Origin of the sequence: Pseudomonas sp. FP2338 (assembly GCF_030687515.1) — a bacterium.
GTDB classification, from domain to species: domain Bacteria; phylum Pseudomonadota; class Gammaproteobacteria; order Pseudomonadales; family Pseudomonadaceae; genus Aquipseudomonas; species Aquipseudomonas salomonii.
Map to the genome: position 1 here is coordinate 5,109,543 of NZ_CP117436.1, position 25,387 is coordinate 5,134,929.

At 61.0% G+C, this 25,387-nt stretch carries 20 protein-coding genes and 1 pseudogene; 14 read left to right on the plus strand and 7 right to left on the minus strand.

The features are described 5' to 3' along the window. Positions 1–97 precede the first annotated feature (97 nt). From PSH96_RS23135 to PSH96_RS23150, 4 genes are all read left to right on the plus strand, one after another. Complete coding sequence (locus PSH96_RS23135) at positions 98–1,864, plus strand: ATP-binding protein (protein WP_305455328.1); 1,767 nt, start codon at positions 98–100, stop codon at positions 1,862–1,864. Further along, positions 1,858–3,183: a sigma-54 dependent transcriptional regulator gene (locus tag PSH96_RS23140; RefSeq protein ID WP_305455331.1), complete on the plus strand. Its 1,326-nt coding sequence runs from the start codon at positions 1,858–1,860 to the stop codon at positions 3,181–3,183. The genes PSH96_RS23135 and PSH96_RS23140 overlap by 7 nt, the downstream gene beginning before the upstream one ends. 277 nt (positions 3,184–3,460) lie before the next feature. Then, on the plus strand, positions 3,461–4,780 hold the full coding sequence (locus tag PSH96_RS23145) for an MFS transporter (protein WP_305455333.1): 1,320 nt from the start codon (positions 3,461–3,463) through the stop codon (positions 4,778–4,780). Between the two features lie 153 nt (positions 4,781–4,933). Next, the gene (locus PSH96_RS23150) at positions 4,934–5,554 is read left to right on the plus strand and encodes a flavin reductase family protein (RefSeq protein WP_122527252.1); all 621 of its coding nucleotides are present in this window, start codon (positions 4,934–4,936) and stop codon (positions 5,552–5,554) included. A 159-nt stretch (positions 5,555–5,713) separates the two neighbouring features. Here the strand turns inward: PSH96_RS23150 and PSH96_RS23155 are convergent, their stop codons facing one another. Then, positions 5,714–5,995, minus strand: coding sequence for a hypothetical protein (locus PSH96_RS23155; protein ID WP_305455335.1), 282 nt, complete (start codon positions 5,993–5,995; stop codon positions 5,714–5,716). An 8-nt stretch (positions 5,996–6,003) separates the two neighbouring features. Then, a complete protein-coding gene (locus PSH96_RS23160) occupies positions 6,004–6,345 on the minus strand; it encodes an antibiotic biosynthesis monooxygenase family protein (RefSeq protein WP_065930419.1) in 342 nt (113 codons plus the stop codon). A 328-nt stretch (positions 6,346–6,673) separates the two neighbouring features. Between PSH96_RS23160 and PSH96_RS23165 the strand changes: the two genes are divergently transcribed. Next, positions 6,674–7,603: an AraC family transcriptional regulator gene (locus PSH96_RS23165; RefSeq protein WP_056858657.1), complete on the plus strand. Its 930-nt coding sequence runs from the start codon at positions 6,674–6,676 to the stop codon at positions 7,601–7,603. Between the two features lie 138 nt (positions 7,604–7,741). Here PSH96_RS23165 and PSH96_RS23170 read toward each other — a convergent pair whose 3' ends face one another. The 4 genes from PSH96_RS23170 to edd form a co-directional block, all read right to left on the minus strand. Beyond that, positions 7,742–9,169: an ATP-binding protein gene (locus PSH96_RS23170; protein WP_370694378.1), complete on the minus strand. Its 1,428-nt coding sequence runs from the start codon at positions 9,167–9,169 to the stop codon at positions 7,742–7,744. Positions 9,170–9,200: 31 nt separating this feature from the next. After that, complete coding sequence (locus tag PSH96_RS23175) at positions 9,201–9,935, minus strand: response regulator (protein ID WP_017139770.1); 735 nt, start codon at positions 9,933–9,935, stop codon at positions 9,201–9,203. Positions 9,936–10,077: 142 nt separating this feature from the next. Further along, complete coding sequence (locus tag PSH96_RS23180; RefSeq protein ID WP_200433059.1) at positions 10,078–11,034, minus strand: glucokinase; 957 nt, start codon at positions 11,032–11,034, stop codon at positions 10,078–10,080. After that, positions 11,031–12,857 carry a phosphogluconate dehydratase gene (gene edd, locus PSH96_RS23185; RefSeq protein ID WP_078738903.1) on the minus strand — a complete coding sequence of 609 codons (1,827 nt, stop codon included), beginning with the start codon at positions 12,855–12,857 and terminating at the stop codon, positions 11,031–11,033. The genes PSH96_RS23180 and edd overlap by 4 nt, the downstream gene beginning before the upstream one ends. Before the next feature lie 221 nt (positions 12,858–13,078). Between edd and gap the strand changes: the two genes are divergently transcribed. The 8 genes and pseudogenes from gap (at position 13,079) to PSH96_RS29680 (ending at position 22,089) form a co-directional block, all read left to right on the plus strand. After that, positions 13,079–14,080, plus strand: a complete 1,002-nt coding sequence (gap, locus tag PSH96_RS23190) for a type I glyceraldehyde-3-phosphate dehydrogenase (RefSeq protein ID WP_065930415.1) — start codon at positions 13,079–13,081, stop codon at positions 14,078–14,080. Between the two features lie 158 nt (positions 14,081–14,238). Next, positions 14,239–14,757: an RNA polymerase sigma factor gene (locus PSH96_RS23195; protein WP_056858662.1), complete on the plus strand. Its 519-nt coding sequence runs from the start codon at positions 14,239–14,241 to the stop codon at positions 14,755–14,757. A gap of 74 nt (positions 14,758–14,831) precedes the next feature. After that, a complete protein-coding gene (locus PSH96_RS23200; protein WP_305455344.1) occupies positions 14,832–15,800 on the plus strand; it encodes a FecR domain-containing protein in 969 nt (322 codons plus the stop codon). 115 nt (positions 15,801–15,915) lie between these two features. Beyond that, positions 15,916–18,480: a TonB-dependent receptor gene (locus PSH96_RS23205; RefSeq protein WP_305455346.1), complete on the plus strand. Its 2,565-nt coding sequence runs from the start codon at positions 15,916–15,918 to the stop codon at positions 18,478–18,480. Between the two features lie 136 nt (positions 18,481–18,616). Beyond that, the gene (locus PSH96_RS23210; protein WP_305455348.1) at positions 18,617–19,225 is read left to right on the plus strand and encodes a biliverdin-producing heme oxygenase; all 609 of its coding nucleotides are present in this window, start codon (positions 18,617–18,619) and stop codon (positions 19,223–19,225) included. 183 nt (positions 19,226–19,408) lie between these two features. Beyond that, positions 19,409–19,810 carry a YbaN family protein gene (locus PSH96_RS23215; protein WP_305455350.1) on the plus strand — a complete coding sequence of 134 codons (402 nt, stop codon included), beginning with the start codon at positions 19,409–19,411 and terminating at the stop codon, positions 19,808–19,810. Between the two features lie 1,316 nt (positions 19,811–21,126). Then, positions 21,127–21,183: pseudogene (locus PSH96_RS29675) on the plus strand (hypothetical protein); the annotation flags it as partial. A 201-nt stretch (positions 21,184–21,384) separates the two neighbouring features. Then, positions 21,385–22,089 carry a methyl-accepting chemotaxis protein gene (locus tag PSH96_RS29680; RefSeq protein ID WP_370694379.1) on the plus strand — a complete coding sequence of 235 codons (705 nt, stop codon included), beginning with the start codon at positions 21,385–21,387 and terminating at the stop codon, positions 22,087–22,089. A gap of 1,166 nt (positions 22,090–23,255) precedes the next feature. On the opposite strand, the gene PSH96_RS23225 is transcribed toward PSH96_RS29680, so the two are convergent. Further along, positions 23,256–23,819 carry an NAD(P)H nitroreductase gene (locus tag PSH96_RS23225; protein WP_305455354.1) on the minus strand — a complete coding sequence of 188 codons (564 nt, stop codon included), beginning with the start codon at positions 23,817–23,819 and terminating at the stop codon, positions 23,256–23,258. A gap of 140 nt (positions 23,820–23,959) precedes the next feature. Between PSH96_RS23225 and PSH96_RS23230 the strand changes: the two genes are divergently transcribed. Beyond that, entirely contained in the window at positions 23,960–25,387 is a 1,428-nt protein-coding gene (locus PSH96_RS23230; protein ID WP_305455356.1) for a di-heme oxidoredictase family protein, read from the plus strand.

Below are 25,387 nucleotides of genomic sequence, written 5' to 3' on the forward strand. Positions count from 1 at the left end.
CGCAGGCAAGCCAGCTCCCACAGACATTCCACTTGCCACAAGTTTGCGGCGGCTCATGCTATGGTGCTTGCCCCTTACCGCGCCTGTTCATCACCGTATGATCGTGATCCCTCGCCCCCTGCGGCTGACTTTCTACTCGCTGTTGATCATCGCCGGCGCCGTGCTGGCCGCCGCCTTGGCCACCCGCCATGCCGAACGTCAGGCCTTGGTGGATGACGCCGCTCGCGCCAATCAGCAACTGGCGCTGTATGCCAATTCGCTGCACACCCTGATCGAACGTTACCGCGCCCTGCCCGCCGTACTGGCGCTGGATTCGGAAATGATCAGCGCCCTCAAAGCCCCGCTGGACACCGCCACCCAGGACTTGCTCAACCGCAAGCTGGAGCGCATCAACGGTGCCGCGCAGTCTTCCACCCTGGAACTGATGGACCGAAACGGCCTGGCCGTGGCCGCCAGTAACTGGAACCTGCCCAGCAGCTATGTCGGGCACAACTACGCGTTTCGTCCGTATTTCAGCCAGACCAAAAGCCAGGGCACCGGGCGTTTTTATGCGGTGGGGGTGACCACCGGCATTCCGGGTTATTTCCTCTCCAGCGCCGTGGTCGACGAACACGAACAGTTCCTCGGCGCCATGGTGGTGAAGCTGGAGTTCCCCGAACTTGAGCGCGAATGGGCCCAAGGCAACGACCTGCTGCTGGTCAGCGATGCGCGGGGCATCGTGTTTATCGCCAATCAGCCGGGCTGGCGTTACCGTAACTTGCGCCCCTTGTCGGCCAGTGACCTGGCCGAACTCAAGGCGACTCGACAATACGACAAGAAACAGCTGCAGCCGCTGGATACCCAGACATTGCAGCGCTTTGACGAAAACAGCCACTTGATGCGGGTCAACGGCCCCGACGGCAACGCCCATTACATCTGGGAATCCCTGCCGCTGAAAGCCGAAGGCTGGACCTTGCACCTGCTGCGCAAACCGCAGTTCGCCTTTGAAGACCAACGCAACGCCGGCCTTGCCGCCGCCGGTTCATGGCTGGCGCTGGTGTTCCTGCTGCTGTTCCTGAATCAACGCTGGCGCCTGGCCCGCTTGCGCCAACGCAGCCGCGAAGAGCTTGAACAGCTTGTCGAAGAACGCACCCAGGCGTTGCGCACTGCGCAGGACGGCCTGGTGCAGTCGGCCAAGCTGGCGGCCCTGGGGCAAATGTCCGCAGCCCTCGCCCATGAAATCAACCAGCCACTGACCGCCCAGCGCATGCAGTTGGCGACCTTGCGCCTGCTGCTCGATCACGGCCGCGTGGACGATGCCTATAAGGCGCTCACCCCGCTGGACGACATGCTCACGCGCATGGCGGCGCTCACCGGCCACCTCAAGACCTTCGCGCGCAAGAGCCCCAGCGGCCTGCGTGAACGGCTGGATTTGGCCACGGTGGTCGACCAATCCTTGCACCTGCTCGACGCTCGCCTGCGCGACGAAAGCATTGGTGTGGTGCTGGACCTTAGCCGCCCTGCCTGGGTACGTGGTGACGCGATCCGCCTGGAGCAAGTGCTGATCAACCTGCTACGCAATGCGCTGGACGCCATGGCCGACAAACCGCGCAAACGCCTGGAAATCCGCCTGCACGCCGACCAACAGCTGTGGCAACTGACTGTCAGCGACAGCGGCGGCGGGATAGCCGAAGCGCATCTGAACAGCGTATTCGATCCATTTTTCACCACCAAACCCGTGGGCGACGGGCTTGGCTTGGGGTTGGCCGTGTCCTATGCCATCGTGCATGAACTGGGCGGGCGTCTGCTCGCCGGCAACCGTGGCGACGGCGCGGTATTTACCCTGACCTTGCCTATCGCGCTGGAGACACCCGACCTATGTTGAACGCAGTGATTGTGGTGGATGACGAAGCGAGTATTCGCTCCGCCGTCGAACAGTGGTTGAGCCTGTCGGGGTTTGAAGTGCAGTTGTTCAGTCGCGCTGAAGAATGCCTGGCCCATCTGCCCAAGGACTTTCCTGGCGTCATTTTGAGCGACGTGCGCATGCCCGGCCTCAGCGGCCTGGAGCTGCTGGCCGAAGTGCAGCGGCGTGACGCCGACTTGCCGGTGATCTTGCTCACCGGCCATGGCGACGTGCCAATGGCTGTGGAAGCCATCCGTGACGGTGCCTACGACTTTCTGGAAAAGCCCTTCAGCCCGGAGGCACTGCTCAACAGCCTGCGCCGCGCCTTGGACAAACGCGGGTTGATCCTGGAAAACCGTCGCCTGCATCAACAGGCCGACCATCGGGCGCAGCTGGAGTCGAGCCTGCTCGGCGTGTCCCGTGGTTTACAGACCCTGCGCCGGCAAGTGCTGGACCTGGCCAGCTTGCCGGTCAATGTGCTGATCCGTGGCGAAACCGGCAGCGGCAAGGAACTGGTTGCCCGTTGCCTGCATGATTTCGGCCCACGGGCCAAAAAGCCCTTTGTCGCACTCAACTGCGCGGCCATCCCCGAGCAGCTGTTTGAAGCCGAGCTGTTCGGCCACGAAAGCGGCGCGTTCACCGGCGCCCAGGGCAAGCGCATCGGCAAGCTGGAATATGCCCACGGCGGCACGCTGTTTCTGGATGAAATCGAAAGCATGCCGCTGGCCCAGCAGGTCAAATTGTTGCGGGTGTTGCAGGAACAGAAACTGGAGCGGCTGGGCTCCAACCAAAGTATCCATGTGGACTTGCGCATCATTGCCGCCACCAAGCCTGACCTGCTGGAAGAGGCCCGCGCCGGGCGTTTTCGCGAAGACCTGGCGTACCGTTTGAACGTCGCACAACTGCGCCTGCCGCCGTTGCGCGAGCGTCGTGAAGATATTGCGCTGCTGTTCGACCACTTTGCCCAAAGCGCCGCCGAGCGCCTGGGCCGCAGCGCCGAACCGTTGAGCGGTGCGCAACTGGGGCGCCTGCTCAGCCATGACTGGCCGGGCAATGTGCGCGAGCTGGCCAACGTCGCCGAACGCCAGGTGCTGGGCCTGGGTGAACCGGAGCCGGAAGGCGTCGAGGCCGGGCAATCCCTGGCGGCGCAGCAAGAGGCGTTCGAGGCGCATTGCCTCAAGGCTGCGTTGACGCGGCACAAAGGCGATATCAAGGCGGTGTTGGCCGAGCTGCAACTGCCGCGCCGTACCTTGAATGAAAAGATGCAGCGGCATGGGTTGGTGCGGGAGATGTTTCTGTAGCTATTTTCGATGGCGTTTTCGAAGACGCCATCGCCGGCAAGCCAGCTCCCACAGTTGAAATGCGCACTCCTGTGGGAGCTGGCTTGCCTGCGATGACGCCAGCAGCCATAAGCGGATTTCCGCTCACCACCGCAAAACCATCAGCAACTTTCCGCTCAAAAAAATCTTGTAACCCGTCTATTCCGGGCCTTCATCTGTTTGGCACAGCTCCTGCTATAGCCCAAACCAGGCTGCGTTCGTGCGGCTCCATAAAAACAACTAGATGAAGGATCCTTTAATGGATAACTCCAACGCCCTGCCTCTGGGGTCGGCGGCTGTGCCGGCTAAAGAGCGCACCACTTCCAGCCGCATCAAATCGATCTTCAGTGGCTCCGTCGGCAACATGGTCGAGTGGTACGACTGGTACGTCTACGCGGCCTTTTCGCTGTATTTCGCCAAGACGTTCTTCCCTGCCGGTTCTTCCACTGCTCAGTTGATGAACACCGCCGCCATTTTCGCCGTGGGCTTTATCATGCGCCCGATCGGTGGCTGGCTGATGGGGCTTTACGCTGACTACAAGGGGCGCAAGGCAGCCCTGATGGCCTCGGTATTGCTGATGTGCTTTGGCTCGCTGCTGATCGCGCTGACGCCGGGCTACGACACCATCGGTATCGGCGCGCCGATCCTGCTGGTGTTTGCACGCTTGCTGCAGGGCCTGTCGGTGGGTGGCGAGTACGGCACTTCGGCTACTTACTTGAGTGAGATGGCGACCAAGGAGCGTCGCGGTTTCTTCTCCAGCTTCCAGTACGTGACCCTGATCTCCGGCCAGCTCATCGCCCTGGCGGTATTGATCGTGTTGCAACAAACCCTGACCACCGAGCAGCTGTATGCCTGGGGCTGGCGCATCCCGTTCGCCATCGGCGCGCTGTGCGCGGTGGTCGCGTTGTTCCTGCGTCGTGGCATGGAAGAAACCGAGTCGTTCACCAAAAAGGAAAAAGCCAAGGAAAGCGCGATGCGCACCTTGATGCGTCACCCCAAGGAAGTGATGACCGTGGTCGGCCTGACCATGGGCGGCACCCTGGCCTTCTACACCTACACCACCTACATGCAGAAATACCTGGTGAACACGGTGGGCATGAGCATCTCCGACTCCACCACCATTTCGGCCGCCACCCTGTTCCTGTTCATGTGCCTGCAACCGCTGGTGGGCGGGCTGTCGGACAAGGTCGGTCGCCGACCGATCCTGATCGCCTTCGGCATCCTCGGCACACTGTTCACCGTGCCGATCCTCACCACCCTGCACACCATCCAAAGCTGGTGGGGTGCGTTCTTCCTGATCATGGCGGCGCTGATCATCGTCAGCGGCTATACCTCGATCAACGCGGTGGTGAAAGCTGAACTGTTCCCGACCGAGATCCGCGCGCTGGGCGTGGGCCTGCCGTATGCGCTGACCGTGTCGATCTTCGGCGGTACGGCTGAAGTGATTGCGCTGTGGTTCAAGAACATCGGTATGGAGACGGGTTACTACTGGTATGTGACCGCGTGTATAGCGGTGTCGCTGGTGGTTTACGTGACTATGAAAGACACGCGTAAACACTCGCGTATCACCACGGATTAAAGATTTAACGCGGTAAAAAAATGTGGGGGCGGGCTTGCTCGCGAAAGCGTTCTGTCAGTCAATATTTTAGGCGACTGATACTCCGCATTCGCGAGCAAGCCCGCTCCCACATTGGTTATGATGCGTGCCCCAGAACCGAGTATGGAACAGGCCATGTCCGACGATATCCACTTCTACGAACCCGCCAACGGCCACGGCCTGCCCCATGACCCGTTCAATGCTATCGTCGGGCCACGGCCGATTGGCTGGATTTCGTCACACGACGCCGCTGGCCGCCTGAACCTGGCGCCCTACAGTTTTTTCAATGCGTTCAACTACATTCCGCCGATCATTGGGTTTTCCAGTGTCGGGCGCAAAGACAGCCTCAACAACATCGAACAGACCGGTGAGTTCGTGTGGAACCTGGCAACCCGCCCGCTGGCCGAGCAGATGAACCAGAGTTGCGCGGCCGTTTCGCCGGACGTGAATGAATTCGAGTTATCCGGCCTGACACCGGTGGCCTCGAAAATTGTCGCGGTGCCACGGGTAGGCGAAAGCCCGGTATCGTTTGAATGCAAGGTGACGCAGATTATTCAACTGCAGCGTGCCGACAAGGCGTTGGTGCCAAGCTGGTTGGTGCTCGGTGAGGTGGTTGCCGTGCACATTGCCAAGTGGCTGCTCAAGGATGGGGTTTACGACACGGCGGCCGCTGAGCCGATTTTGCGCGGCGGTGGCCCGGCGGATTACTTCCAGCTGGGGCCGGAGGCGTTGTTCAAGATGTATCGCCCGCGCTGACCCGAGACTGCTCAACAAACACAACAGAACCCTGTGGGAGCCGGGTTTGCCCGCGATAGCGGTTTGTCAGCCACCTGATGAGTTAGCTGGCAAACCGCTATCGCGGGCAAGCCCGGCTCCCACATTTGGTCTTTGTTGAGCGATATAAAGTGTTCAGCTTCAGTTTGCGGCTGTTGCCCAAGTCAGCTGACCGTCCTCGTCCACATCAACCAGGCATTCAAGTTGCAGCGTCGCTGCATCGTCGGCGTCAGAGGCGGTCTTGAAGGTCTGGCCATCCAGAATCTTGTGAAACTGCGGGGCGCCCATGCCATCGAGTGCCTTGACGGCGACGGCGGCGCTGTAGCCCCCCTCTTCTTCACGCACTAGTGCAGAAACGGCTTCGTGATGGGCAAATTGTTTACGTGCCATGTTGCAGGTCCCGGCCAATGGAAAGTCGGCCATTCTAACCGCTAACCGGCCAGTTGCAGGTACTCACCGTAGGCATGGGCGGCGGATGCGTCGGTGAAGGTCTGGAAGTCCATGCTGCGCACTACCATGTCGTTCAACAGCTCAGTAAAGATCATCAAGGCAGGGGAACTGAAGTAGGCGCTCATCGCCTGCTCGCTGCTCCAGAAGCCCGAGACCAGCCATACATCGGGATCGACCTGGGAATGCTGCAACGAGAATTGCAGGCAACCCTGAGCCTGACGGCCCGGTTCGATCAAACTGCTCAAGCGTGCACCGAGTTCGGTGCTGCACCCGGTACGGGCACGGATAAAGGCCATATGGCTCGCGGGAATGGGGGTGGACATGTTCGACTCTCCCGTTGAGAAGTGATGCTCGGCAAGCACTGTGAGGGCGTGTTGCCACAGGATCAAAGATAGCGGCGCGAAGGTGGGCGCAGTTAGTCGATTCCTGCAGGCTTATTGCACAATCCTGCGAGAAGCGTAGATAAGACGTCTGGCCCCTGGGACTTATTCCAACCGCACACTCAGTGTTTCAAGTGGATGACAGGCCCTGCTCTTGCCTGATTCACGCTCTATCGCAGGATCAGGCAAGGATTGTGCAGAATCGAAGTAACACCTTTTGCAAAGCCGCCGCTAATCTGTGCCCATCAAAGCAGTCAGTAGAGGACGCCCCATGTCGTCGCCCGAAACCAAGCCAATGCCCCTCGATGCCGAGATGGAAAAACAACGCGCCGAACTGGCCAGCATTGTTCACCGTCACACCTGGGAAGATGGCTCCTACGGCACGGCAATTACCTCGCTGTATCTGAACCGCCACAACACGCCCCGCGATTTCATGCCGGTGCTGGTGGAACCCGCCTTGTGCATCCTGGCCAGTGGCAGCAAGGAAGTGCGCCTGGCCGACGAAATCTTTGCCTACGACCCGCTCAATTATCTGGTGTTTTCGGTGGCGATGCCGGTCGCCGGGCGCATCATCGACGCCACACCGCAAGACCCCAACCTGTCGGTACGCATCAATATCGACCCGGCCCAGCTCACCGCATTGATCGCCGAGGCGGGCCCGATGGGCGTGCCCTCGCGGCCGACATCGCGTGGCATGTACGTTGACCGCATCGACAACCAACTGCTCGACGCCGTACTGCGTCTGGCGCGCCTGCTGGACACACCGAAAGACATCGCCATGCTCGCGCCCCTTATCAATCGCGAGATCCTTTATCGCTTGCTACGTGGCCCACAGGGTTACCGGCTGTATGAAATCGCCGTGGCCAACAGTCAGAGCCATCGCGTGAGCCAGGCGATCAAGTGGTTGAACGGCAACTACGAGCAACCGCTGCGCATTGATGACCTGGCCAAGGAAGTGAACCTCAGTGTTTCGACCTTGCACCATCGTTTCAAGGCGATTACGGCGATGAGTCCGCTGCAATACCAGAAGCAACTGCGGCTGCAGGAAGCACGACGATTGATGATTGCCGAAGGGCTGGAGGCGTCGGCGGCGGGGTATCGGGTAGGGTATGAGAGCCCGTCGCAGTTCAGCCGGGAATACAGCCGGTTGTTCGGGGCGCCGCCGCTGCGGGATCTGGCCCGGCTGCGCCAGAGTATCTGACTCAACCGGGATCACAATGTGGGAGCCAGCTTGTGTGGGAGCTGGCTTGCCTGCGATAGCATCACCGCGGTCTGACTGAAAGAACAGGGTGCCTGCATCGCAGGCAAGCCAGCTCCCACAGTTGATCGGTGGTGTTGGTCAGTCCAGGGTTCGCGGCAGTTGTAAGGTCACCCGCAAACCGCCTTCGCGCAAATTCTGCAAACTCACTTCCCCGCCATGGCTGTGGGCAATGTTGCGCGCGATCCCCAGGCCCAAGCCGTAACCTTGCTGCTGGCCGGCCAGTCGGAAGTGCGGCTCAAACACTTGCTCCAAACGCTGCTCCGGCACGCCGGGGCCTTCGTCATCCACATGCAGGATGAACTCCACGCCATCGTCCTCGATATGCAAATGCGCGTTCTGCCCGTACTTCAGGGCATTGTCGATCAGGTTGCCGATGCAGCGTTTGAGCGCCAGCGGTTTGCCCGGATAAGGGCTCAGCGCCCGGCCGTGCTGGGTGATGCGACCATTACCGTTCGGCGCCAGGTACGGTTCTACCAGGCAATCGAGCACGTGATTGAGGTCGACCGGCTCGATGTTTTCGTGGATGTCAGTGTCTTTGACGCACTGCAACGCGCCCTTGACCAGCAACTCCAACTCATCCAGGTCGCGGCCGAACTTGGCTTGCAGGTTTTCGTCTTCCAGCAACTCCACGCGCAAGCGCAGGCGCGTGATCGGCGTGCGCAAATCGTGGGAAATCGCGCTGAACAATTGGCTGCGCTCGGTGAGGTAGCGGCTGATGCGTTCGCGCATGGCATTGAATGCACGGCCCACTTCCACCACTTCACTGCCACCGCCTTCTGCCACCGGTTCCACATCGGCGCCCAGGGACATGTCCCGCGCTGCCCGGGCCAGGCGCTTGAGCGGCCGACTTTGCCAGTGCACCAGCAGGCCGATAAACAGCAGCAGGAAACCGCTGGTCAACACGATAAACCACACTTGCTGCGACGGCAGGCCCTGCTCTTCCAAACTGGTGTAGGGCTCGGGCAGCAGCGAGGCGATGTACAACCATTCGCCGGGTGCCAGCTGGATCTGTGTGACCAGCACCGGCGGGTTCACCGGCTCCAGGGTCAGGGCGTAATGCGCCCAGGAACGCGGCAGCTCATCAAGCTTGAGGCCCGCGTTGAAAATACGCAGGTCCTCGGCGCTGACGAATTCCACCGAGATAAGCACGTCGCTGCCCAGGGTTTGGCGCAGTACTTCATCCACGGCTTGCAGCACCGCCTGCTTGCGCGGGGTCTGCGGCAGAATCTGCATGTCCAGAGGGCGGTCGTTGAGGGTCACCACAAAGCGCGTGCCGCCCATGCTGCGCAGTTGGTCGAGCACCAACGGGCGATAGGCCACCGGCAGCGAGCGAAAGTAACTCACACTGGCCGTCATTGAATGCGCCAGGCTGCGCGCGCTGGTCACCAGGCCTTCGAGCTGGGTGGCGCGCAATTGCGAAACCCAGATCACGCTGGACAGCGCCTGGGCGAACAGCACCACGAGCAAGGTCAGCAACAACATCCGCCCAAGCAGCGAACGCGGCACCGGAAAGCGCCGGCGGCGCTCGGTCAGTGGCTCAGTGGGCATTGCCGGCAACCACGCTGGCTGCCAGTTGATAACCGCTGCCACGCACCGTGCGGATCAGCCTTGGAGGTTTTTCGGTATCGCGCAGGCGTTGGCGCAGGCGGCTGACGGCCATGTCGACGATACGGTCCAACGGCATCAGGTCGCGGCCACGGGTGGCGTTGCCGATGGTGTCGCGGTCGAGAATCTGTTGCGGGTGATCGAGAAACAGCTTGAGCAAGGCAAAGTCGGCGCCAGAGAGGATCACCTCTTCGCCGTCCACGTGAAACAGGCGATGGCTGATCATGTCCAGGCGCCATTCATCAAACACCAGCACATCGCCGCCGCCCGTGCGTTCCTGGCCAAACTGAGCCCGGCGCAACAGGGCTTTGATCCGCGCTTGCAGCTCGCGGGGGCTGAAAGGTTTGCCGATGTAATCGTCGGCGCCCAGCTCCAGGCCGATCACGCGGTCGGCTTCGTCGGAACTGGCGGTGAGCATGATGATCGGCACCTGCGCCTGGCGCGGGTGCTGGCGAATCCAGCGGCAAAGGCTGAAACCGTCTTCGTCCGGCAACATTACATCAAGGATAACCAGGTCGCATGGCGCCTCGTTCATCGCCTGGCGGAACCCCGCGCCATCCGGCACGCCACGCACCTGGAAGCCGGCGCGACTGAGGTAGGTCTGCAGCAATTCGCGGATTTCCTGGTCGTCGTCGACGAGGAGAATCGATTTACTGATTACGCTCACGGGGTCCTCCTTGTTGTTATGGCCAAGCTTACGTCATTTGTTGCATTTGAGGCCCTATCGCAGGCAAGCCAGCTCCCACACTTTGAGCGGTGAATACATTCAAAGGTGGGAGCTGGCTTGCCTGCGATAAGGCCATCAGTCCCTACGCAAAAGCCTGCTCAAGTGCCACACCGGCCCCGGTCAACCCGGAATACGGCGCCGTCACCAACCACACCGGAATGCCTTTGAAGTAATCGCTCATACAGCCCTTGTCACTGAAACTCTTGGCAAAACCGCTGTTGATAAAGAAGTCGGCAAACCTCGGAATCACCCCGCCCACGATGTACACACCACCACGCCCACCGGTGGTCAGCACGTTGTTACCGGCCACACGGCCCAGCCAGATGCTGAACTGGTTCAACACTTCGATAGCCACCGGGTCGCCGGCCAGGCCCGCTGCCGTGATGGCTTCGGGCGTGTCCAGCACCGGCGTGTGCCCGTCGACCGCACAAATGGCGCGGTACACACGAGGCAGGCCGCCACCGCTCAGCGCGGTCTCGGCGCTCACATGCCCGATCTCGCTGTAGATGTGCTGCCACAACTGGGTTTCACGCGGGCTGCTCAGCGGCAGGTCGACATGGCCGCCCTCCCCCGGCAGCGCCGCATAACGGCCTTCGCCCAAGTCCAGCAAGGTGCCCACACCCAGGCCAGTGCCTGGGCCGATCACCACCGCTGGGCGCAAGGGTTCCGGCGTGCCTTGGCACACCACGCGAAACTCATCGGGTTTGAGCCGCGTCATGCCCAGGGCCATGGCCGTGAAGTCATTGACCAGCAGCAGTTCATCAACCTGCAGGGTTTTGCAAAACGCAGTTTTACTCAGCCGCCAGTGATTGTTGGTGAACTTGAATTCATCGCCACTCACCGGCCCGGCGACCGACAGGCACACGGCGCCGATGTCCCCGATTTCCAGGCCTTCTTCCTTGAGGTAAACCTTGATGGCCTCCTCAGGGCTGTGGTGGTCCGCGGTGGCATGCACGCGGATCGAATGCAGCTCCTGATCCCGCCACAACGCAAAACGGGCGTTGGTACCACCAATGTCACCGACCAGCGCAAGCTTCACTTAAGCGTCTCCAAGGCAGAGGTAAAGGCGCTGGCGCCCTGCTCTGCGGAGCTTGCGGCCAAGCGCATAAATGCAAACAGCTCGCGACCGGCCCCCACGTTGTTGCCCAACAGGCCCGTGGCAGGCGTGCGCGCTGCAAATTCTTCGGCGTCCACCTTAAGCTCCAAGGTGCCCTTCACGCCATCGACGCGAATGATATCGCCATCTTTGACCCGCGCCAGCGGCCCGCCGCTCTGGGCTTCAGGGTTGACGTGAATCGCGGCGGGGATCTTACCCGAGGCGCCGGACATACGCCCGTCTGTTACCAACGCAACTTTGAAGCCTCGGTCCTGCAACACGCCGAGGAACGGCGTCATCTTGTGCAATTCCGGCATACCGTTGGAGCGCGGCCCCTGGAAGCGCATCACCGCAACGAAGTCTTTTTCCAGTTGGCCGGCCTTGAACGCGTCGGCCAAGTCTTGCTGATCCTGGAACACCACGGCCGGTGCTTCGACGATCTGATGCTCCGGCGCCACGGCCGAAACCTTCATCACGCCACGGCCGAGGTTGCCTTCCATCACGCGCAAGCCGCCTTCGGGCGAGAACGCACGGGCTACGGGGCGCAGGATGGTTTCGTCGAGGCTTTCGATCGGGCCGTCGCGCCAGATCAGCTCGCCGTCGACCAGGAACGGTTCCTGGGTGTAACGGCTCAGGCCTTTGCCGGCTACGGTGTTGACGTCTTCGTGGAGCAAGCCGGCTTCAAGCAGTTCGCGGATCAGGAACGACATGCCGCCCGCTGCCTGGAAGTGGTTGATGTCGGCCTTGCCGTTTGGATACACGTGGGACAGGGTCGGCACCACCTCGGAGAGGTCGGCCATGTCCTGCCAGGTGAGGATGATGCCCGCCGACATGGCGATGGCCGGCATGTGCAGGGTGTGGTTGGTGGAACCACCGGTCGCATTGAGGGCGACGATGGAGTTGACGATGGATTTTTCGTCGACGATCTCGCCAATCGGCGTGAAGTCGCCGCTGGCCTTGGTCAGGCGCGTGACCTGGTGCGCGGCTTCGCGGGTCAGCGCGTCACGCAGCGGCGTGTACGGGTTGACGAACGAAGCGCCCGGCAGGTGCAGGCCCATCACTTCCATCAGCAACTGGTTGGTGTTGGCGGTGCCGTAGAAGGTGCAGGTACCGGGGCTGTGGTAGGACTTCATCTCCGATTCCAGCAGCTCTTCGCGGGTGGCCTTGCCTTCGGCGTAACGCTGGCGCACGTCGGCTTTCTGCTTGTTGGAGATGCCCGACGGCATAGGGCCGCCCGGTACGAAGATCATCGGTAGATGGCCGTAGCGCAACGCGCCCATCATCAGGCCAGGGACGATCTTGTCGCAAATGCCCAGCATCAGCGCGGCATCGAACATGTTGTGGGACAGCGCTACCGCCGTCGACATGGCAATCACTTCGCGGCTCAGCAGGCTCAGCTCCATGCCGGGCTCGCCTTGGGTCACGCCGTCGCACATGGCGGGCGTGCCGCCAGCGAACTGGCCAACCGAGCCGACTTCGCGCAGGGCTTTCTTGATTTGTTCAGGGAAATGTTCGTACGGCTGGTGCGCCGAGAGCATGTCGTTATATGACGAAACAATTGCCACGTTGGCGGCATTCATCATGCGCAGACTATTTTTATCTTCAGTGCCGCAGCCGGCCACGCCGTGGGCAAAGTTGGCGCATTGCAGCTTACCGCGCATCGGGCCGTCGCTGGCCGCGCCGCGAATGAGCGCAAGGTAAGCCTCGCGGGTTGCACGACTGCGGGCGATAAGCCGTTCGGTGACCTCAATAACGCGGGGATGCATGTGTAGAACTCCAGGCTAACGGATGTGGCGACCTGAGAGTCTTTGCTGATCAAACGCCCGCAGCTCATGGGATGGCAGGGTGTCGTTTGAATCATCGGACCAGTTGATTCAGGTCACTCGTTGTAGATTGAACAAAATATTGCCACTAAAAAGGCTTGTTTTCTATTTTTATGCGAATAATCTTGTAATTCTTACAACAAATCGACGACAGGCACTTTCCAATGACTCTTCGTATCGCAATCAATGGTTTTGGCCGTATCGGCCGTAATGTCCTGCGCGCACTGTATACCCAAGGCTACCGCCAGGATTTGCAGATCGTCGCCATCAATGATCTGGGCGACAGCTCGATCAATGCCCACCTGCTCAAATACGACACCGTACACGGCACTTTCGAAGCAGAGGTCGCCCACGATCAGGAAAGCCTGACCGTCAATGGTGACCGGATTGCCGTCAGTGCCATTCGCAACCCGGCCGACTTGCCGTGGGCTGCACACAAGATCGACGTGGTGTTCGAATGCACCGGTCTGTTCACCGACCGCGACAAGGCTGCCGCCCATATTACCGCCGGCGCGCGCAAGGTGATCATCTCGGCCCCGGCCAAAGGCGCGGACGCCACCGTGGTTTACGGGGTAAACCATGACATTTTGCGTCAATCGCACCAGATCATCTCCAACGCGTCGTGCACCACCAACTGCCTGGCGCCTGTGGCTCAGGTGCTGCATCGCGAGCTGGGCATCGAAAGCGGCCTGATGACCACCATTCACGCCTACACCAACGACCAGAACCTCACCGACGTGTACCACACCGACCCGTACCGCGCGCGTTCGGCCACCCAGAACATGATCCCGAGCAAGACCGGCGCCGCCGAAGCGGTCGGCCTGGTACTGCCGGAACTGGCGGGCAAGCTGACCGGCATGGCCGTGCGGGTGCCGGTGATCAACGTGTCGTTGGTGGACCTCACCGTGACGCTGAAGAAAGAAGCCACGGCCGAGCAAGTCAACGCACTGCTGAAAGAAGCCAGCCAGCACTCGAAAATCCTCGGCTACAACACCCTGCCGCTGGTTTCGAGCGACTTTAACCATAACCCGCTGTCGTCGATTTTCGATGCCAATCACACCAAGGTCAGTGGCAAGTTGCTGAAGGTACTGGCGTGGTATGACAACGAGTGGGGCTTCTCCAACCGTATGCTGGATAACTGCCTGGCGCTCTGCAACGCCGAGTAAACCGACCAGGTTGTTCCATTGTGGGATCTGGCTTGTGTGGGAGCCAGCTCCCACACAAGCCAGATACCACAGGAGTCGACGCAGCATCTCAAAGTGCCACTTGCCATTTGAGTTTATGATAAGCATTATCATTAACTGCAAACCGGTCTGGTATCACTGTGAGCCAATCTCGCTTCAACCAAGTCTTTCTCACCCAACGGGTGATTCTGCTACGCACTCTGCAGCGGATGGTGAATAACCACAGCACCGCCGAGGACCTGTTGCAGGAAACCTACCTGCGCGTTACGCGGGCGCTCAGCGAGCGGCCGATCGACCACCTCGAACCCTTCGTCTACCAAACCGCGCGCAATCTGGCGCTGGACCACCTGCGCTCGCGCCGCATCCAGGCCCGCACACTGCAAGAAGATGTGCCGCTGGACGTGCTGCAGAGCGTCGCCGCGCCGATCAGCACGCCCGAAGACGCCACCCAGGCCGAGCAATTGCTTGAACACCTGAGCGTCAGCCTCGGCCAGTTGAGCGCGCGCCAGCAGCAGATTTTCATCCTCAGCCGCCTGCACGGTTGCAGCTACCAGGAGATTGCCGATCAGTTGCAAGTGTCCCTGAGCACGGTGCAAAAGGAACTGAAATTGATCATGGCCATCTGTGTAGGAGTGGCCGAACGGCTGGATCAGCCTTAAGCTTCACCCGACAGAGCTGTCGAACCAGGCTGTAGGAAAGATGAATAGAACGTGGCGAAGACCCGAGGAACACCGTGACGGACCCGAATAAACTGCGCCCCCATGAGCTGGCTCATGAGGTGTTGCAAGACGCGGCCATGGACCAAGCTCTCGACTGGCTGATCGCCTTGCAATGCCCGCAACCCGGGCAGCAAGCCGAGTTCGATGCCTGGCTGGCCAGCGACCCGGCGCACCTGCTCGCCTTCAGCAAGGCCCAGGCCTCCTGGGGCGGCGCGCCGGTTCACAGCGCCGCCGTGGCCCTGGCAGTGCCGCGCAAACCCAGCGCGTGGCGGCGTATCAAGCCGCATTGGAAACCCCTGGCCACCGCCGCTGTGCTTCTGATCGGTCTGTTCAGCTTCAGCAACCTGCCCGTGCGTCTGCAGGCCGACCACCTCACCGTCGTCGGTGAACGCCAGCGCCTGCAATTGGATGACGGCTCCAAAGTGTTGCTCAACACCAACTCGGCGTTTTCCAGCAGCATCAAGGATCACCAGCGCGTCGCCCGACTGTTCCAGGGCGAAGCTTTTTTTGAGGTGGCGCCCAGCCGTGGCCTGCCGCTGGAGATTGACGCCGGCCCCGTGCGCGCCAGCGTGCGCGACACCGACTTCGCCGTGCGCTACCTCAATGGCGAAGCCCAGGTGCAGGTGCAGCGCGGCGACGTGGACTTGAGCAACACCTTCGACGATGCCCGCGTGCGCCTGAGCGCCGGTGAGAGTATCCGCATCGGCCCCAAAGGCTTCGGCCAACCGGCCAAACTGGATGCCGGTAAAGACTTGGCGTGGGTCCAGGGCCGCCTGGTATTCGAAAACTGCCCGATGAGCGAAGTGCTCGCCGAGTTACGCCGCTACTACCCCGGCTGGATCGTCAACACCAACGACAAGCTCGCAAGCGTGGCCGTCACCGGCAATTACCGCCTCGATCAACCGCTGGATGTGGTGCGCTCCCTGGCGCACATCACCTCGGCCAAGCTCTCGGAATACCCGGCGCTGGTCATCTTGAACTAAATGAGAATTATTTTTACTCGATAGTCACCGGTGGTTCGTCTCGTTATAGCCAATGCAACTGATTCCTATTTGATCAGCTCGCAACTATAAGATTCGTATCTCCGGAGCGCTCTCGATGTCCTCTCGTTTCAACCGCCGGTCCTCTTCGCCCGTCCTGTCGCTGCTAACCGCCGCCATCCTGCTGGCCAGCGCGCCGGTGATGGCCGCTACTGCCGCCGAACCTGCCGCGCGCAGCCACGGCAATTACAGCTTCAGCATCGAACAGCAGCCATTGGTGTCGGCGTTGAATGCCTTTACCAGCGTGACCGGCTGGCAAGTTGGCTTGCCGGCAGAACTCGGCCAGGGTGTGTCGTCCCCCGGCGTACGCGGCGCACTCTCGCCGGAAAAGGCCCTGGACCGGCTGTTGCTGGGCACCAACCTGAGCTACCGCAAACTGGGCAATAACAACATCGTGCTGGAAAAGCGCCCGGCCGGCAGCACGCTCAACCTGCAACAGGTGACCATCAGCGCCACCCGCAGTGAGCAGGACGTCAACAGCGTGCCGAGCACCGTCACCGTGCATGCGCGTGAGGAGCTGGACCGCCAGAACGTGAATACCATCCGTGAGCTGGTGCGTTACGAGCCCAACGTGTCGGTGGGCGGCGCAGGCACCCGCGCCAGCAACGCCGGCTACAACATCCGTGGCATCGACGGCGACCGCATCCTCACCCAGGTAGACGGTGTGGAAGTACCGGACAACTTCTTCAACGGCCCGTACGCCAAGACCCGTCGCAACTACGTCGACCCGGAAATCGTCAAGCGCGTGGAGATCCTGCGCGGCCCGGCGTCAGCCCTGTACGGCAGCAGCGCCATCGGCGGCGCAGTGAGCTACTTCACCCTCGACCCGGACGACATCATCAAGCCCGGCCAGGACGTCGGCGCCCGCCTCAAAACCGGCTACAGCTCCGCCGACGACAGCTGGCTGACCTCCGGCACCGTCGCCGGCCGCGTGCAGGACTTCGACGGTTTGCTGCACCTGAGCCAACGCAATGGCCATGAAATGGAGTCCTACGACGGCAACAACGCCACTGGCCTGGCCCGCACCGGCGCCAACCCGGAAGATGCGCGCACCACCAATATCCTGGCCAAAATGGGCTGGAATTATGGCGATGACAACCGTCTTGGCCTGACCTACGAGAAGTTCAAGGATGATCGCGACGTCGACTTGAAGAACGCAGTGGGCGGACCGTTCATCGGTGGTCGCGGCATGAATCTGTACCGCGCCCGCTCGGGTAACGACACCATCACTCGCGAGCGCTTTGGCATCGAAAACCGCTTCGCTCTCGACTCGCCGATTGCCGATCAGATCAAGACCAGCCTCAACTACCAGATCGCCAAGACCGACCAGAGCACCGCCGAAATCTACCAGCCGGGCCGCCGCGTCATGCGCACCCGTGACACCCTCTACGAAGAAAAACAGTGGGTCTTCGACGCTCAGCTGGACAAGGCGTTCAGCCTCGGTGAAACCGATCACCAGGTCACCTACGGCACCACCCTCAAGCAGCAGAAAGTCAGTGGTTCACGCGAAGGCTCGGCCTACTGCCTCGCCGTCGGCTCAGGCTGCACGGCCATCGGCGCGCCCAGCCCGTCTGCCGGCGACAGCGTGAAAAAGTCCAGCGACTTCCCGGACCCGACCATTAACACCTACTCACTCTTCGCCCAGGACCAGATCACCTGGGACAAATGGACCTTCCTGCCCGCCGTACGTTACGACTACACCCGCCTCAAGCCCAAGCTGACCCAGGAATTCCTCAACACCGTCAACCCGACCGGCGCCTACCCGGTCAGCGACAAAGAAAAAACCTGGCACCGCGTAACGCCAAAATTCGGCCTGACCTACGCGCTGACCGATCAGTACACCTGGTTCGGCCAATACGCCGAGGGCTTCCGCACTCCGTCGGCCAAGGCGCTCTATGGCCGCTTTGAAAACCTCAACCTGGGCTACACCGTCGAGCCAAACCCGAACCTCAAGCCGGAAACCAGCAAGGGCATCGAGACCGGGATTCGCGGCCAGTTCGACGAGGGCTCCTTCGACATCGCGGTGTTCTACAACAAGTACCGCGACTTTATCGACGAAGACGCCTCGGTCGCCGGCGGCGATATCCAAACCTTCGAAGCCAACAACATCAAGCACGCCACCATCAAGGGGATTGAGGCCAAAGGCCGCCTGAACCTCGACGCGTTCGGTGCACCGCAAGGCCTCTACACCCAAGGCTCGGTGGGCTACACCTACGGTCGTAACGACGACAACGGCGAGCCGCTCAACAGCGTCAACCCGCTTAAAGGCGTGTTCGGCCTGGGCTACGAGCAGGAGCAATACGGCGCGCTGGTCAGCTGGACGCTGGTGAAGAAACAGAACCGTGTCGACAGCACCACCTTCCACGCACCGGATGGCAGCACCAGCGCTCCGTTCAAGACCCCGGGTTTTGGCATCGTCGACCTGACCGGTTTCTACAAAGTCACCAACGACGTGACCATCAACGGCGGTATCTACAACCTCACCGACAAGAAGTACTGGAACTGGGATGACGTGCGCAGCTACGACGGCGTCGGCGAAGCCGGCGTGACCGCGCCCGCCAACCTCGACCGCCTGACCCAGCCGGGTCGCAACTTCGCGATCAACCTGATCTGGGACATCTGACCGCCGCTCTCACCTCGCCGCCCTATATCAGCGGCGAGGTGAGGTTTTTTTACTGTGCCGCGTCTTCTTGTTCGTCTAGTTGATAACAGCTCTCTTTAGAGCACCCAGGCGCTCCCCCTTCTCAAGGATTTTTTCGATGACCGCTTCTCCTACCGCAGAACGCCCAAGCCTGCGCTCCCAGCGCCTGAACCAGATCACCCACGCGCCACATACCAAGCTCGACGCGCTGGTCAAAGCCCACGCGCCGTTTGAAACCCCCGCCAACTTCGCCCGTTTTGTGGTGGCGCAGTACCTGTTCCAGTCGGAGCTGGTGGCGCTGTACAACGACCCCGAGCTGATCAAGATCGTCCCGGACCTGGCTGAGCGCTGCCGTGCCGACGCCGCCAAACTCGACCTGGCCGACCTGGAAACCGAGGTACCGGCACCGGTTGCCGGCGCCGTAAAAAACCCGAGCAAAGCCGAAGCCCTGGGCTGGCTGTTCGTGTCAGAAGGCTCCAAGCTGGGCGCTGCATTCCTGATCAAGCGCGCCGTGGGCCTGGGCCTGAGCGAAACCTTCGGTGCCCGTCACCTGGGCGAGCCGGCCGGTGGCCGCGCTGAAGGCTGGAAGCGCTTCACCCGCACCCTCGACGGCCTGGAATTCAGCGCCGAAGAAGAAGCGGCGGTGGAGAAAGGTGCCATCGATGCGTTTGTGCGCTTCACCGTGCTGCTGGAACAGGCGTACGCTAGCGCCCCTGAACTGGCGTAACAGGCCACGATGGGAGCTGGCTTGTTGTGGGAGCTGGCTTGCCTGCGATGCGGTCACCTCGGTCTACCTGTCAGACCGAGTCGATGCCATCGCAGGCAAGCCAGCTCCCACACAAGCCAGCTCCCACACTTGAACGGATTTCAGTTCAAATAATGTGTAACCCCTCAACAGATAAACTTCAGCATGACCGGCAAAACCCAATCCACCTCAAAAATCGCCCAGTTGCTCTTCGGCCTGCTGGCCTACGTCAGCCTGGGCATTGGGTTGGTGGCGATTGTCATACCGGGTTTGCCCACCACTGAATTCATCCTGCTGGCCGCCTGGGCTGCGACTAAAAGTTCGCCGCGCTTGAGTGCCTGGCTGGAAAACCACCGGCTGTTCGGACCGATTCTGTTCAACTGGCGCAATGGCAAGATCATCGCGCGCCGGGCCAAAGTCAGTGCCACCGTGAGCATGCTGCTGTGCGCCTTGCTGATGCTGGTGATGCTCGATCACGGCTGGCCGATCTACTTGGCGATTGCCGGAATGAGCCTGGGCAACCTGTGGATCTGGTCACGCCCCGAACGGCTTGCAGCCCCCGTATAACGCGGCGTGTAGTCTTTTTTTCTACCGCTCATCACCTTTCCCTCATGAAACATCCATTTACGCCGATGTTCCGGACATAGCGCCGAATGGACTTGGCTCGCCCTGCTTGCATTTCAACGAGTCCAATCGCGAGTGAACCTATGTTCGACACCCTCTCCATCCGCTTGAAAATCGTGCTGCTGTCGGGCCTTTGTCTGCTGGGGGTGATAGTGCTGATCATCAGTATCAACCTGTACCAGACCGATCAGAATGACCATTTGATCAGCGATTCAAGCTCGCGAATGCTCACCCAAAGCGTTCAACACCTGCTGCAAGCCAAGGCCGCCGAACAAGCGGTGCAGTTACAGAAAACCTTTGGCGAAAACCTCGTGGTGGTAACCGCGCTGGCCGATCACGTCAAAGACCTGCGTGCCCTCGCCAACAAACGAGCGCTGGAACCCGGCGCATTGCGAGAAGAGCTCAACCAGAGTGTCAAAACCGCCTTTGAGCGCAACGGTAAGGTACTGGGCATCTGGCTGTCATTCGAACCCAATGGCCTGGATGGCAAAGACAGCGACTTCGTCAACGACAAAACCCGCGTTTCCAATGAAAAAGGCCGTTTCTCCAGCTATTGGAGCCGCGCGGGCGGCGAAGGACTGAACACCGTGATGGTCGAGGCTGACCTGACCAAAACCACCCTCAACCTCAGCGGCACGCCCTACAACATCTGGTACACCTGCCCACGAGACACGCGCACGGTGTGCCTGCTCGACCCGTATTCCGATGAAGTGGCCGGCAAGCAGGTGCTGATGACCACTATTTCGCTGCCGCTGATCGTCGACGGCAAAGTCATCGGCGTGGTCGGTATCGACCTGGCGCTCAATACGCTGCAGGCGATGACGGACGCGGCGCAAAAAGAACTGTTCGACGGCGCGGCGCACCTGGAGATTTTGTCCAGCACCGGTTTGATTGCGGCGTACAGCGGCCAGCCGGACAAAGTCGGCAAGAACCTGATCGACACCATCGGCGCGGAAGGCAAGGAAATCGTGCAACTGCTGGCCAACGATACCCGCACGATCCGTGAGCAAGATGACACGATCCGCGCCGTGTACCCGGTCAAGCCGATTGCCGACGCCAAGGCCTGGGGCGTTGTGGTCAAACTGCCCAAGAACGTGATGCTGGCCGACACCTTGAAACTGCAAGACGTGCTCGACAAAGCCCAGGCCTCGGGCACGCTCAAAGCCTTGCTGGTCGGCGCCGCTGCTGCCTTGCTGGGCCTGCTGCTGATCTGGTTGACCGCCACCGGCGTGACCCGGCCGATCAACACCGTTGCGGCGATGCTCAAAAACATCGCCAGCGGTGAAGGCGACCTCACCCAGCGCCTGACCTACGCCAAGAAGGACGAACTGGGCGAGTTGGCAAACTGGTTCAACCGCTTCCTCGACAAGCTGCAACCGACCATTGCGCAGATCAAGCAGAGCATCACCGAAGCGCGTGGCACGGCGGACCAGTCCTCAGCCATCGCCCGTCAGACCAGCGAAGGCATGCAGGTGCAGTTCCGCGAGATCGACCAGGTGGCCACCGCCTCCAATGAGATGAGCGCCACCGCCCATGATGTGGCCAACAGCGCCTCCAACGCTGCCAGCGCCGCCCGTGGCGCAGACCAGTCGGCGCGTGACGGCATGTCGATCATTGAGCAGAGCACCCGCGACATCACCACTTTGGCCGAAGAGGTCAGCAAGGCCGTAACCGAAGTGGAAGCGCTGGCGGTCAACAGCGAACAGATCGGCTCGGTGCTCGAAGTGATTCGCAGCATTGCCGAGCAAACCAACCTGCTGGCCCTGAACGCCGCCATCGAAGCGGCACGCGCCGGAGAAAGCGGGCGCGGGTTTGCGGTGGTGGCCGACGAGGTGCGCAACCTGGCCAAGCGCACCCAGGACTCGGTAGAAGAAATTCGCCTGGTGATCGAGCGCATCCAGAGCGGCACCCGTGGCGTAGTAGCGACCATGCATTCCAGCCAACAGCAGGCCCAGAGCAATGCCGGGCAGATCCATCAAGCCGTGCAGGCACTGGGCAAGATCAGTGACGCGGTGACGGTGATCAGCGACATGAACTTGCAGATCGCCAGCGCCGCCGAACAACAGAGCGCCGTGGCCGAAGAGGTCAACCGCAACGTCTCGGCGATCCGCACCGTGACCGAAACCCTCACCGGCCAGGCCACCGAGTCGGCGGCCATCAGCAGCCAACTGAATGCGCTGGCGACCCAGCAGATGAAGTTGATGGATCAGTTCAAGGTTTAGAAAACCGTGCGACCCCTGTGGGAGCTGGCTTGCCTGCGATAGCGGTGGGTCAGCCGATGCATCTGTGGCTGATGTGCGGGATGCCAGGTCGTGTACATATCCGTTGCTGCGGTAACGTCCGCTATTGGTTCCGCTCTTACAGCGGGTCACTTTTGCAAGGACCGGAATGCCGGCCCAGTCAAAAGTAACCAAAAGGTCCTCGTCCCAACACTCGGTGCCTCGCTGTGGCTCGGCATGCCCGCAATCCGCCAGTGATTTGGGGGGCCGCCGCGATGGGCCATCCTTGGCCCAGCGCGGCTAAACCGGCATCCCTGCCGGTTTACCCCCCAAATCACTGTCAGATTCCGGCCATCGTGTTTGACGGGGCGATTTCAGATCAAGATCAAAAGCGCAGATCAAAAGACCGCTGACTTCGTCATCGAAAAGGATGTAAGGGCCGGAGCAAAGCAGACCTCATCGTCAAGACTGTACGCGGTCTAATGTGGGAGCTGGCTTGTCGAATCGTCGCACCGCTGCGATGGCATCAACTCGGTGTGCCTGATGTACCGAGGTGTCTGCATCGCAGGCAAGCCAGCTCCCACAGAAAAGCAGCTCTTCAGTGCATGCAAATCTACAGTCGACCTCATGTTCAAAACTGCATACGGTCAACTGTGGGAGCGGGCTTGCTCGCGAATGCGGTGGGTCAGTTACAGATGAATTGACTGACCCACCGCATTCGCGAGCAAGCCCGCTCCCACATTTAAACCGCGTTGCATAAGGTACATAGGCTTTTGCATTGCACTTGATCTGGCTCTTGCTTCAACCACTCAGGTCGGCTTTCAGGCCGCCGTGCTGTAGATCTTGATTTTGATCTGAGACGCCCCGTTAACCACGATGGCCGAACGCAGGCTTGAATCCGTGGGTAACCCGGCAGGACGCCGGGTTAGCCGCGCTGGGCCAAGGATGGCCCATCGCGGCGGCCCACGGATTCAAGCCGGAGTGAGGGCACACCGAGCCTAAGCGAGGTGCCGAGTGGTGGGGCACAGACCTTTTGGTTACTTTTGGGGCGTTTGCCAAAAGTGACCCGCTGTAAGAGCGGAACCAATAGCCGCCGTTACCGCAGCAACGGATATGTACACCAACCGACTAACCGCTAGGCAAACCACAAAGAGCACACCCGCGCCAGTTCAGAGGCCAGTCCAGGCCTGAACAAACGCCGCCACATCTTCCTTACCCGCCGTACGCGGAGGATTCTGCGGCGTACCCAAATAGAGGAAGCCAATCACTTCCTCATCCGCCGTCAGCCCCAAGCCTTTAGCCACATGGGCCGAGTAGGACAACTCACCGGTGCGCCACACCGCCCCAATCCCCTGCGCATACGCCGCCAGCAAAATACCGTGGGCCGCACATGCAGCCGCCAGCAGTTGCTCGGATTTAGGCACTTTAAAGTGCTCTTGCAGACGCGCAATCACCACCACCACCAACGGGGCACGCAGCGGCCCATTCTGAGCCTTGTCGATGGCGGCTTGCGGCGCGTCGGCGTCCTGCAGGCGTGCAGCTTCGGCCAGCAGCGTGCCCATCTGCTCACGGGCGGCGCCTTCTACGGTGAGGAAGCGCCACGGGCGCAGTTGGCCGTGGTCCGGCGCGCGCATGGCGGCGGCGAACAGCACGTCGCGCTGCTCCTGGGTCGGCGCCGGTTCCAGCAAACGCGGCACGGAAACACGGTTGAGCAAAGCGTCGAGAGCCTGCATTGGCCACCTCCAGAAAAAAATGTGCGGTCATTCTAGCGGGAATGAATCGGATTCCACCAAACGATAATTGCTCTTATTCAATCCGCCCTGCCCTGTTAGACTTTGCGGCCTTATTTTTCGCCTTAGCCGCAGGAAACCCGATGGTCCGTTCGCCTCTTCGTCTGTGTGCAGCATTGCTGGCCTTGAGCCTGACTGCCTGCGATGACGCGCCCAGGTTCACCAAGGCAGAGCCGGGTGAATCACGGGCGGGCGGCGCGACGACGGTGAACAAGCGCGATCAGAACGCGTTTTCCCTGCCTTCGGCCAACCTGGCACCCACCCGTCGCCTGGATTTCAGCGTCGGCAACAGCTTCTTTCGCAGCCCCTGGGTGATTGCGCCGTCCACCACCACCGCGCGTGACGGTCTGGGCCCGTTGTTCAACACCAATGCTTGCCAGAACTGCCATATCAAGGACGGCCGTGGCCATCCGCCGCTGCCCGACGCACCGAATGCGGTGTCGATGCTGGTGCGCCTGTCGATCCCGCCTGCGCCCGCCGATGCCCGGCTCATCGAGCAGATCGGCGTGGTGCCCGAGCCGGTCTACGGTGGGCAACTGCAGGACATGGCCGTGCCGGGCGTAGCGCCTGAAGGCAAAGTGCGGGTTGACTACACGCCCGTCAACGTGACCTTCAAGGACGGCAGCGTGGTCGAGTTACGCAAGCCAAACCTGCAAATCACCCAGCTGGGCTACGGCCCGATGCACCCCGAAACACTTTTCTCGGCGCGGATTGCGCCACCGATGATCGGCCTGGGCCTGCTCGAAGCCATCAGCGATGCCGACATTCTGCGCAACACCGACGCGAAAACCGCCGACAAGGAAGCCCTCGTCGGTCGCGCCAATTGGGTCTGGGATGACGCGCAGCACCAAACCGTACTCGGGCGTTTTGGCTGGAAAGCCGGGCAACCCAACCTCAATCAACAAAATGTTCACGCGTTTTCTGGTGATATGGGCCTCACCACGTCCCTGAGACCCTTTGATGACTGCACCGACGCCCAAGTCGCCTGCAAACAGGCGCCCAATGGCAATGGCCCCGAGGGCGAGCCGGAAGTCAGCGATAACATCCTGCGCCTGGTGCTGTTCTACACCCGCAACCTCGCCGTGCCGGCACGCCGTGGCGTCAACACGCCGCAGGTGCTCGCCGGCAAAAACCTGTTCTACCAGGCCGGTTGCCAGGGTTGCCATAAGCCGACGTTCACCACGGCGGCCACGGCCGCCGAACCGGAATTGGCCAACCAGGTGATTCGCCCTTACAGCGACCTGCTGTTGCACGACATGGGCGAAGGCCTGGCCGACCACCGCAGCGAGTTCAAGGCCGGCGGCCGCGACTGGCGCACGCCGCCGTTGTGGGGCATTGGCCTGACACAGGCCGTAAGTGGTCACACCCAGTTTTTGCATGATGGCCGCGCCCGTAACCTGCTCGAAGCCGTGCTCTGGCATGGCGGTGAAGCACAAGCGGCGCAGCAGCATGTGTTGTCCTTTAATGCCGAGCAGCGTGCTGCGTTGCTGGCGTTCCTGAATTCCTTATAA